Source organism: Arthrobacter sp. B0490, assembly GCF_002929355.1.
Classification (GTDB): Bacteria; Actinomycetota; Actinomycetes; order Actinomycetales; family Micrococcaceae; genus Arthrobacter_D.
Genome location: NZ_PJIR01000028.1, coordinates 1 through 10,782 on the forward strand (window position 1 = coordinate 1; position 10,782 = coordinate 10,782).

Here is a 10,782-nt window from a genome sequence, read left to right on the forward strand (position 1 = left end):
TCCTGCGCCGAGAATGCCGATCTTCATGGGAGTCCTTCCGTGGGTCGAGTGATCACCTCAAGTGTCCAACCTTCCAATAGTGTCAAGGTCAAGTGGATGGCCCGCGGTCGTCGGCGCCCCTGTCGTGTGATTCGTCACATCGGCTCCCACGCCTTGACCTTGCCACTAGTGAGAAGGTTGCACGATTGATCTGTGAGCCCTGATTGCCGCCCGTCCTGCTCGAGGACGATGTCGTGCGCGGAGTCACGCCCTTGCTCAGGACGGTCGGGACAGGTCCCGTCGTCGAACTCATTCCACTAGCAGGAGAGCCCCATGGCGGCATCTGGCCCGCACGAGTCCACCCTTGAAACCGCTCCCCCAAGGGCAGCCGGCAGTACCCAGGCCCCTGCGCCGGGCGACCGGATGGCACCGGGTAGCGCGATGATCATCGGTTTACTGATGGTCTCGGCCTTCGTGGTCCTGCTGAACGAGATGATGCTCGGCGTCGCCCTGCCGACGCTGATCACGGACCTGGACATCACACCGACGACGGGCCAGTGGCTGACCACCGGGTACCTGCTCACGCTGGCGGTTCTGATTCCGGCGACGGGGTTCGTGATGCGTCGTTTCACCACGCGCGGGATCTTCCTGGGCTCGATGTCACTGTTCCTTGTCGGTACGGTCATCGCCGCGATCGCCCCGGGCTTCGGCGTGCTCTTCGCCGGCCGGATCATTCAGGCCATCGGTACGGCGGTCTTCGTCCCACTGCTGATCACCACGACGATGCGCCTGGTGCCGGCCTCGCGGCGCGGCAGGATGATGGCCCTGGTGACCGCGGTACCCGCTATCGCACCCGCGGTCGGGCCGGCGGTCTCGGGAGTGATCCTGTCCCAGCTTCCCTGGCGGTGGCTGTTCATCCTGATGCTGCCCATCGTCGTGGTGACGCTGGTGCTGGGCGCGCTGAAGCTGCGGAACATCACCACACCCGAGCGGGTGAGCCTGGACGTGGTGTCCCTGCTGCTGTCCGTCGTCGGGTTCGGCGGTCTGGTCTTCGGTCTGGCATCCATCGGGGAATCGGTCTCCGGGCATGCACCTGTCGCCCCCTATGTCCCGATCCTGATCGGCCTGGCCGGTGTGGCCGCGTTCGTCCACCGGCAGGTGAAGCTGCAGAGGCATGGGGACGCGTTCCTGGACATGCGGATCTTCTCCTCCCGCCAGTACGTCATGCCGACGGTCGTGATGACGTTCGTCGCAATGAACGGATTCGGCGTGGTCCTGGTCCTGCCGCTGATCCTGACAGCGGTCCTCGGCCTGGACACCCTGCAGATGGGCCTGTTCCTCTTCCCCGGAGGGGCAATGATCGCGATCGTCTCCGCACTCGGCGGGCGCATCTACGACAAGGTCGGGCCCAAGCCCCTGGCCATCCCAGGCTCGATCGTGTGGGTGGCAACCATCTGGTTCCTGACCACCATCGATGAGAACACCAGTGTGTGGCTGGTCCTGGGCGTCTACCTCGTCATGACCGGAACGCAGGCCCTGATGTGGGCACCCATGACCACCTCGGCCCTGGGTTCACTACCAACCGAGCTCTACCCGCACGGCACCGCCGCGTTCTCCACCGTCCAGCAGCTTGCCGGCGCCGCGGGAGGGGCGATCCTCATCTCCGCCTTCACCATCGGAGCCAACGCCACCCAGACCGGCGCCCTCAGCGCCGCTCAGAGCATCGACGCCGGACAGGCCGCCTTCACCGTCGCCGCGATCCTCGCCCTCGGCGCCGTCATCGGCACCCTCTTCGTCAGCAAGGCCCCCGGTACCGCGGACGACGTCTGAAACCTGGCCGACCATGGCAGCCGCAGTACGCCGCCGTTGCTCGGGTTGAGGGCGCTTAGGTGCCGGAAAAGTAGGAGCCGGGCGTTCCAGCGGGACTCCTCCGGACCGTTACCTCCGGCCACCTAGGGTTTCGGAGCTAGAAGCGATGCCACACATGCGGCTAGCTGGCCCGCGCTGTTCGGTGTGCAGGGCTCGCAGCAAGGTCGATGGCTTCGATGTACCGGGTGATCGAATCACGGTTGTGGATGAGGAAATCGATCTTCTCCGACATGCGATCCCGCTCCGTCACCAGCAGCTCCCGCAACCCCGGCTCGGCGTTCTTCACGACGATGGTTTGCGGCTGATCCAGGCACGGCAGGATGTTCGAGATGATCCGCGTCGGGATTCCGGAATCAACCAGCCCGCGGATCTTCCGCACCCGGTCGACCAGGTAGTCGTCATACGTCCGGTACCCGTTATCCAGACGACGAGGTGAGATGAGGCCTTGCTCCTCGTAGTACCGAAGCATCCGGGCAGGAACCTCGGTCTTCTTCGCCAACTCACCGATACGCATATGACCTCCGAACTCCGATGACCGACCCGCTTGACATTCACACTAATGGCAACGTTGAGACTAGACAAAACCCTACAAGCGCAGCACACACCTGCACCAGGAAACAGCAGTACGAGGAGATGCAATGACGAAGCCGCAGATGATCCTGGGGATGCACCTGGGTAACGGGTACGGATCGCAGGGTTCGGCCTGGCGCGCGCCAGGCGTGGACCCGGCGAACTACACCAGCTTCGACGCGCAGGTCCGCTACGCCCGAGCCGCCGAGCGCGGGAAGTTCGCCTTCCTGTTCCTCCCCGACTTCCCCGGCCTGCAGGCCGACGTGGACCACGAGGCGCCCTCAATGACGCTGGAGCCGATGATGACGCTTGCGGCGATCGCCCGGGCCACCGAACGCATCGGCCTCGTCGCCACCGGTTCCACGAGCTTCACCGAGCCCTTCAACCTCGCCCGTCAGTTCAAGGCCCTCGACGTGATGAGCCACGGACGTGCCGGATGGAACGCGGTCACCACCAGCGACCCCGCCGCTGCAGCGAACTTCGGCCAGGCCCTGGCATCCCGTCCGGACCGCTACCAGCGCGCCCACGAGACCATCCAGATCGCCCAGGCCCTCTGGGGCAGCTGGGAGCAAGACGCGTGGGTCAAGGACCAGAAGACCGGACGGTTCGCCCACCCCGACAAGATCCAGCCCATCAACATGCAGGGCGGGCATGTCGCCTCCCGCGGGCCGCTGCCCATTCCGCCATCCGAGCAGGGACAGCCCGTCATCTTCTCCGCTGGAGGAGGCGCGAACGGACTCGAGATCGCGGGCCGCTACGCCAGCGGCGTCATCGGCGCCACGTTCACCATCGACGACGCCCGCGCCCAGCGCCAGGCCTACCGTGACGCCGCAGCGAAGGCAGGACGGAACCCGGACGAGATCAAGTTCTTCGCCGGGGTCATGCCCGCCATCGGCAGGACCACACGTGCCGCCCTTGACCGACGCGTGCAGCTCGCCGAGCTCACGGCAGGATCTCGTGTGCCCTACCTCGGCTCGATGTTGAACCTTCAGCTCAGTCCAGATCAGCTCGACGAACCCCTGACCGCTCAGCAGTTGGCGGCTGCGTCCCCGAGCCCGTTCGACCCCCGATCCCCCCGGGCACTGGAGGTCGCACGCGAGGGATGGACCATCCGCGACATCCTCGCCCACGGCGTCATCGACTACCACCCCACCCCCGTCGGTGAAGCATCAGTGACCGCGGATCACATGCAGGAATGGTTCGACGCCGGCGCCTGCGACGGGTTCTGGGTCTCCATCGACATCAACGAGGACGGCATCGACACCTTCGTCGACGAGGTCGTCCCCATCCTGCAGGAACGCGGCGTCTACCACCACGACTACGACGGCACCACACTCCGCGATCACCTCGGCGCACCGGCCCAGTACGGCCTCGATCCCCGCCTCGCGAACCCGACACTATGACCACATCCAGCACGTGCATCACACCCACCAGTGACACCACCAACAACATCGATCCGCGGCGTCGCCCTCCCCGCCCGGTACGCGCTTCTCGCACCGGCACTGGTATATGCGCTCTTCCACGGGGTGTTGACCAAACCCCTGGGCTTTCTCCAGCATTTTCTTCCTGCCCGCCGATGTCGCCCTGGCCCTTGCTGCCCTCGGCGCATACCTCGTCCTCCGCCGCCGGGACAACCGACGGGAAACCCACGAACCACAGATCGGGGCAACCGCTCAACAGGTCGCAGGCAATTGGCCTACGATATGCGGTCCCGATATCAGTAGACCTGGGATTGACTGTCGGCGGTCGTGGCGAAGCGCCAATTCCTGCTCGAGCACGGTCGGTCCCATGACCCATGAAATCGGTAGGGACACGCAATGTCTCCTGCTCGTGTGAATGAGGAGATCACCCTGTCACGTGCGATGTTCCATAGAGCACACTTCGCTACTCAGCTGAATGATACGGACGCAAGGTCTTCCATCACTGTCCAGTACCTGGAGGCGAGTTCGACGTCCTGAGCGCTGTCGGGAACGATGGCGAACCCTGGTAGCCCGTTCAGGCCCCGCAGTTGCTTGGGTCCGTAGTAGGCTCCGCCGGAGGCCTGTGGTGACGTGGCAGCGTAGAGAGCTGGGAGGGCCCCGATTGCAGGGTCCTGCCATAGGGGTGGTACGAACCGGAAGCGCCGGCCTTCCGGCGAATCGAGGCCTGGTCCATTCACGACGATGTTCGTCCTGCAGACACCGGGATGCACTGCAATGCTGGTGATCCCCCAGCCGCCGACTTTACTGCGGCGTTCGCACTCGAAAGCCATAAGGAGATTTCCGAGCTTCGTGTCGTCGTACGCTTGCCCGTAGTCGTAGGTACGTTCCTTCTGCAGGTCGTCGAAGTCAATGGATCCGACGCGCGGGCTCGAAGTCCAGACGATACGCGGCGCATCCGCCTCCTGAAGGAGTGGTCGCAATTGCGCTGATAGGGCGAATGGCCCGCGTGCGTTGGTGGCGAAGACCCGCTCTGAGCCGTCCTGGGATTCTTCGCGCTGAAGGCGTCCCTGCACGCCCGCGTTGTTCACCAGCAGGTCAAGGTTCTGCCCTGAATCCTCCACCCGTCGTACGAAAAGGTTGATGGATCCGAGATCGGTGAGGTCAAGGGTCTCGAAGTGGAGGTCTGCTTCCGGGGCTTCGGCGCGGATCCTGCGGATTGCTTCTTCGCCTCGCTCGCGGTTGCGAGATGCAATCGTCACGTTTGCGCCGGCCGTTGCCAGGGCGAGTGCTTGGTGATAGCCCAGCCCGCTTCGCCCCTCGTCGGGGTAGCCATTGGCCCCCGTCACGATTGCACGTCTGCCGACCAGGGACGGCATGTCTGCGGCTGTCCAGTCCGGTAATTCGGCGCCGGGGGCTGTGATGCGGGCCGCGCCGAAGCCAACGGTGCCGGCTGCGACACCGACGGCGGCCATGGCGAACAGCGAACGGCGGGATGGACGTCGGCGTTGTTCCGCTGAGCCGTTGTCCTTGGCGGGTCGGTCTGATGAGGATCTGTTGTTGGGGACCATGATCGTTTCCTTTCTCGTGGGAATCTTTCGCGGATCGGCGGAATTCAGCGATCGGTCAGGTTCTGCTCGCGAAGGATTATCCGCATGACTGCCCAGGGGGCGGTTCGTGTTTGTGCTTGTACTGCGAACGCTCCCGCTCCGTCATCGGCAGCGCAGAGGAGCCCCGGCGGTGTTGATCGCAATGGGAGCCGTTACTGCTTTCATCAGCCTGGACGGAGGATGGTGACAGATGGATCAGAGGGCTGATGGGAACCCTGCAGACCCCAACGCCTGATGATGGAGCCGACGGGTCGAGCCCGAGTTGAAGAAGGAGCTAGGGGAGAGACTCGGGCGAGCGGCTGAGGGCATTGATCAGGAAGCGCGAAACGATTTCCGCGTCCGCTTTTCCTATGACGTGTGCCCCGCTGAGTACGCGCAGCGCTGCCTGCATCACTCCGACCATGAGCGCCCGGGTCAGTGCGGGGTCTTCTACTGGCGCGAATTCTCCTGCTTCGACACCCGCCCGTACGACGTCGTTGATTCGATTGCCGATTTGGTCACGGAACGGGATGACGGCGTCTGTGACGCGGTCCTGCTGAAGGGTGCGCTCTATTGTCTGCATCGCGATGAACGCGCGCGTGCTCTGGGCGTGTTCGGTGAGCAGGACAACCACGATCTCGTGTAGGCGTTCAGCGGGCGAGAGTGACGTGTTGTCGGCTCGACGGGCAACCGCTTCGTCCACCTGGGCGCTGCCCCGCTTCGCCGCTTCGATCAGCAGAGTGACGGTATCGGGCGCATAGTTGTAGATCGCGGTCCGGGCGACCCCTGACCGCTGGGCGACGTCGCGCATCGAGATCGCCTCGAAGGGACGCTCGAGGATGAGTGCGTCGACGGCGTCGAGCAGCAAGCCCCAGGTGTGGAGCTTGTGTTCGGCGATCGTCGCAGCGGAAATCTTCGGCACTACGCTCCCTCTCCGATACTTACCTGGCGGGCAAGGCAGGCACGCACTCGGATCGTTCATTGTGCGGGCCTCCGGCGCTAGGCCCGCTTCAGGTCTCCTCTGGCGATCTTGGCGATCGCGAACAGTGCAACCGGGACCACGCTGAAGATGTCGATGATCATCAGTGTCTCATTGAGCGCTGCCGTGTCCCAGGAAGCGCCACTTGGGTCCACGACCGTCTGCGGTCCACCGCCGGCGATGAAAGTCGTCATGGAGACCACCGTGAACATCGCGTAGGTCAGGACGGGCTGGAGGTGGGACACCTGGCGAAGCGGCCTCGCCGGCCGGGCGGGGCGCCGTGTTTGGCGTGCGGCGAGCATCAAAGTAAAGACCTGGAAGAAGGTCCAGGTGACGAACCACCATCCAAGATAGTTCGTGAAGGGGACGCCGAAGACCCCTCCGCCGTCCTCCCAGATCCAGATGCTTCGTACGGTCGAGATCAGCGAATCCGCTCCGACGTCGAACATCGTCATGACAGCACCGGAAAGTGCGGGCAGGGCAATGACATTGACCCGGCCAGCCCGTGTGCGGAGGTCCAGGCGCTCGTCGGCACGATCAAGGACCGCGTTGGTCGTCATCCAGCTGACCCAGCCGATGCCGAAGTAGATGACGCCGACGATCACGGGAACGTAGAACAGCTGTGGCATGAGTGTGTAGTAGTAGTTCCCGAACGGGAACCCCGTGATGATGCTGAGGTTTTCCCAGAAGTTGCTGATGACGAAGCAGGTCGCGAAGAAGGCAAGGAAGAGCTTCCATCCGTACCGGCGGGGGCCCTGAACGACGGCCAGGGCCAGCGCGCACAGAGACACTGCCTGCGCGGCTGCAAGGAGTCCGGCCAGCGGGATGATGATCGCGGCGGCAGCAGCTCCCGCTACCGCGATCCATCCCAGCGACTGGCGGATCCTTCCACCAGGGTGTCCTTCAGGTCTCCGGCTGATGGGTTGGGCTACGTCACGCACTGTTTCGCCGACTGTTGCAGGCATGGGAATCGACTCCTTCGTAAGCTGAGGAAGTATTTATTGACAACGTGTCAGAACGATAATTACATTGTGTCATGAAAAATGACAAGAGGCTCTCGATCGCTGTATGCCGTGGACTGCGTTCAGGTGTCGGGTCCTCCGTGCGAAGGAGGTCCAGGAGGGCTGCAGTCGTATCAGGGGCTCTCTACACCGGTGCAGTGCTCTGGGTGACCTTGAGGCCGATCCCGTGGGCGTCTGCTGGATCCGAGGAAGCGCTTGGGATCTTGGACCCCGGGGCGTGGCTTGATGGGTCTGCGTGGACTGAAGGTCGGCCTCTGGAGGTTGCCCTCAACGTGCTGATGTTCGTTCCCGTTGGTGTTACTGCAGGACTGATCAAGCGGGGCATCACGGGCATGGTGGGTCCTCTGGTGCTCACTGTCGCCATCGAGCTCGCACAGATTCCGCTCATGCGGATCTCGCATCCCCGCGACCTTGCGGCGAACGCGGTGGGCGCGCTCGTGGGCGTTGTGGTCGTGATGGTTCTCCGGCATCGGCAGAAACTCCGCCGCAGCAACCTCCAGGGACACCGCGCACCGGTGCCCTCATCGAAGGGGTGGTCTGACAGGCCGTGGATGGCAGACGATGCACACGGTAGACAGAAGGTCTCACCTGATGGAGGTACAGAATGATTGATCGTGAAGGTCTGGGCTCGTTTCTTCGACATCGTCGTGAATCGCTGCAGCCCGAGGACGTCGGCCTGATGCGGGGTCAGCGGCGGCGGACGAACGGCCTGCGAAGAGAGGAAGTGGCCGGACTGTGCCACATGTCCAGCGACTACTACGGCCGCCTCGAACGCGGCACCGGGCCGCACCCCTCGGAGCAGATGATCGCCTCAATCGCCCAGGGTTTGCATCTGACCCTGGGCGAGCGTGACCATCTTTTCCACCTCGCCGGACATACCCCACCCCTGCGCGGAACGGCCAGTGAGTTCGTGGGCCCGGGACTGCTACGGATCCTCGACCGGCTCACAGACACTCCCGCAGAAATCATCACCGAGGTTGGGGACACCCTCCGGCAGACACCGCTCGGTCTGGCCCTCTTCGGTGACGCCTCGCAACGCACCGGTCCCGTTCGGAGCATCGGATACCGGTGGTTCACCGACCCGAAAGCCAGGGAACCCTACCCACCCGAGGAACGCGAGCAGCTGTCTCGCGTCTACGCCTCGGGCCTGCGTCAGCTCATCGCCCTCCGCGGACCAAGCTCGAGGGCAGCGAAGCTCGCTGCCCTCCTCCAGGACAATGCTGACTTCCGCAGCGTCTGGGACACCCAGGAAGTCGGCGTGCAACCACCCGAGATCAAACGCTTCCTCCACCCCACAGTGGGCCGGCTGGATCTGAACTGCCAGACTCTGCTCGATCCGGACCAGTCCCATCGCCTCCTCGTCTACACGGCCGTACCCGGCAGCGACAGCCACGAGAAACTTCAACTGCTCTCGGTCATCGGCTCGCAGATCATCAACTCCTGACCGCCGCCAACTCAGCAGCCACTGTTTGGTTATCCGTGGATTGACAGGTCCTAGATGTGGCGGAGCAACCGGTGAACCATGAGATCAGGCACCGAATCCGGTGACCTGACCCCTCGAACGAAGGAACCTCTCATGCCTCGCGCCTACGACCTCACCATCCCCGACCTGGCCGGAAAACTCGCCGTCGTCACCGGCGCGAGCGACGGTATCGGCAGCGTCATCGCGAAACGGCTGGCCGGGGCCGGCGCGGAGGTCATCATGCCCGTCCGCAACCACGTCAAAGGCGACGCGGCAGCAGAGCGTATCCGCGCCGCCGTCGATGGTGCCAGGATCAGCACCCGGTCCCTGGACCTGTCGTCGCTGAGCTCCGTAGCAGGACTTGTCACCACCCTTTCCAGCGAGGGACGCCCGGTCAACATCCTGATCAACAACGCCGGCGTCATGCAACCACCCACCCGGCAGGTAACCCGTGACGGATTTGAGCTGCAGTGGGGCACGAACCACCTTGGCCACTTCGCCCTCACTCTCGGGCTGCTGCCGCTCCTGCGTGAAGGCCGCGCCCGTGTCACCCACCAGACGAGCGTGGCCGCCCGGAAGGGCGTGATGAACTGGGATGACTTGAACTACGAACAGAGCTACGACGTCATGAAGGCTTACTCCGGGTCGAAGATCGCCGTCGGCCTCTTCGCCCGTGAACTCGAGGCCAGGAGTCGCGCGAACGGGTGGGGGATCAGCAGCAACCTCTCACACCCCGGCATCTCGCCGACGAATCTACTGGCCGCACAGCCTGCTATGGGCCGCGATAAAATGCCCCCGGCGCGCCGTCTCATCGGCTTCCTCTCGCAGATCGGTCTCGCCGGCACCCCGGACAGCGCGGCGTTGCCTGCACTCATGGCGGCGACCGACCCTGAATACGGAGGGGATCAGTTCTTCGGGCCTCAGCGCACCGCCGGTGGGCCGCCGGCACTGCAGGAGTTCTGGACGCCCCTGCGCGACATGGACGACGCGCGTCGCATCTGGGAAGTATCCGAGCAGCTCGTCGGCATACGGGCCGATCACTGACGCAGATGCCCGTGGTCGAGAACAAACGTGATCTTCGATCGTGCCGATGAGCACCTGGACCTCCGCACCCGCGCCGGACGAGTCGATGTCGTCGCACTGCCCGCGCTCTCCGGCGCCGTCATGACCATGTTCGATGGCGGGCTCGATCCGATCTCGGCGACCATCAGACGTCCCCTGGTAATCCTGGTAATCCTGGTAATCCAGTCAGGATCCGCCACCTGCTGCGTGCGCGGCGACGTCAGCAAGCCCGGCATACTCAATCCTGAGTCTGCTGCCCACATCGACACCTAGCAGCAATCAAGACCTTGCAGAAGTACGAGAAGGACCAGCAGCGGTTCCTGCGCAAAGCCCTCGGTGAACTCAAGCGACGAACGGCTCAAGCCGCCACACGATTCGATTCATCCTCACAGTTCAAGGCGGGATCCGTTGGGACGGATCGCACGCTTGGTCGTCGAACGCGGAAGGGCATGGCGCAAACTATCGCTGATGCCGCAATAGCCGGCGAGTCGTCGACCCTTTCAATAGGTATTCGATCTGCTGTACCTTCACAGGGCGCAACGGGGGCATTCCCGGCGTTCGTCAGCGTTCGTCGACATAGGCCAGGTCTCAGGCGGCTCGGACCGAGGTGCAGGGGGTGGCGAGGCTTTGGACGGAGCCCGGTCGCCGCGGTCAGCTACCTGCTGACCATAGCTAGCATTCGGCCGCATCCCGGGGGGCGGCCGTTGCGGAAGTCGAGGGCGATATCGTGCGAACCGCGCGTCATACACGAACCCCTGGCAACTACACCCGCCCCAGGGTGTGGATGTCTTCGAGGAAGTCCCGGTGGACCTCTTCGCTGACGGTCGTTCGG

10 protein-coding genes are annotated in these 10,782 nt (G+C 64.0%); 6 read left to right on the plus strand and 4 right to left on the minus strand.

The annotated features are described in order from the left end of the window. Window positions 1–420: 420 nt before the first annotated feature. Window positions 421–1,809, plus strand: a complete 1,389-nt coding sequence (locus CXQ97_RS18265; RefSeq protein WP_306740264.1) for a DHA2 family efflux MFS transporter permease subunit — start codon at window positions 421–423, stop codon at window positions 1,807–1,809. A 160-nt stretch (window positions 1,810–1,969) separates the two neighbouring features. Here the strand turns inward: CXQ97_RS18265 and CXQ97_RS18270 are convergent, their stop codons facing one another. Further along, the gene (locus tag CXQ97_RS18270) at window positions 1,970–2,362 is read right to left on the minus strand and encodes a MerR family transcriptional regulator (RefSeq protein WP_104182316.1); all 393 of its coding nucleotides are present in this window, start codon (window positions 2,360–2,362) and stop codon (window positions 1,970–1,972) included. Window positions 2,363–2,486: 124 nt separating this feature from the next. Between CXQ97_RS18270 and CXQ97_RS18275 the strand changes: the two genes are divergently transcribed. Beyond that, window positions 2,487–3,821 carry an NtaA/DmoA family FMN-dependent monooxygenase gene (locus tag CXQ97_RS18275; protein ID WP_104182317.1) on the plus strand — a complete coding sequence of 445 codons (1,335 nt, stop codon included), beginning with the start codon at window positions 2,487–2,489 and terminating at the stop codon, window positions 3,819–3,821. Window positions 3,822–4,306: 485 nt separating this feature from the next. On the opposite strand, the gene CXQ97_RS18280 is transcribed toward CXQ97_RS18275, so the two are convergent. The 3 genes from CXQ97_RS18280 to CXQ97_RS18290 all read right to left on the minus strand — a co-directional run bounded on the left by CXQ97_RS18280 (window position 4,307) and on the right by CXQ97_RS18290 (window position 7,369). Beyond that, entirely contained in the window at window positions 4,307–5,407 is a 1,101-nt protein-coding gene (locus tag CXQ97_RS18280) for an SDR family NAD(P)-dependent oxidoreductase (RefSeq protein WP_104182318.1), read from the minus strand. Window positions 5,408–5,720: 313 nt separating this feature from the next. Then, entirely contained in the window at window positions 5,721–6,347 is a 627-nt protein-coding gene (locus CXQ97_RS18285; protein WP_181035150.1) for a TetR/AcrR family transcriptional regulator, read from the minus strand. A gap of 77 nt (window positions 6,348–6,424) precedes the next feature. Further along, window positions 6,425–7,369, minus strand: a complete 945-nt coding sequence (locus CXQ97_RS18290; protein ID WP_104182320.1) for a carotenoid biosynthesis protein — start codon at window positions 7,367–7,369, stop codon at window positions 6,425–6,427. 71 nt (window positions 7,370–7,440) lie between these two features. On the opposite strand from CXQ97_RS18290, the gene CXQ97_RS19680 reads away from it, so the two are divergent. The 4 genes from CXQ97_RS19680 (at window position 7,441) to CXQ97_RS18305 (ending at window position 10,223) form a co-directional block, all read left to right on the plus strand. Beyond that, a complete protein-coding gene (locus CXQ97_RS19680) occupies window positions 7,441–8,034 on the plus strand; it encodes a VanZ family protein (protein WP_146069723.1) in 594 nt (197 codons plus the stop codon). Next, window positions 8,031–8,870, plus strand: coding sequence for a helix-turn-helix transcriptional regulator (locus CXQ97_RS18295; RefSeq protein WP_104182321.1), 840 nt, complete (start codon window positions 8,031–8,033; stop codon window positions 8,868–8,870). Before CXQ97_RS19680 ends, CXQ97_RS18295 begins: the two co-directional genes overlap by 4 nt. 132 nt (window positions 8,871–9,002) lie before the next feature. Continuing rightward, window positions 9,003–9,932, plus strand: a complete 930-nt coding sequence (locus tag CXQ97_RS18300; RefSeq protein WP_104182322.1) for an SDR family oxidoreductase — start codon at window positions 9,003–9,005, stop codon at window positions 9,930–9,932. Between the two features lie 27 nt (window positions 9,933–9,959). Then, a complete protein-coding gene (locus CXQ97_RS18305) occupies window positions 9,960–10,223 on the plus strand; it encodes a hypothetical protein (protein ID WP_104182323.1) in 264 nt (87 codons plus the stop codon). Window positions 10,224–10,782: the final 559 nt, after the last annotated feature.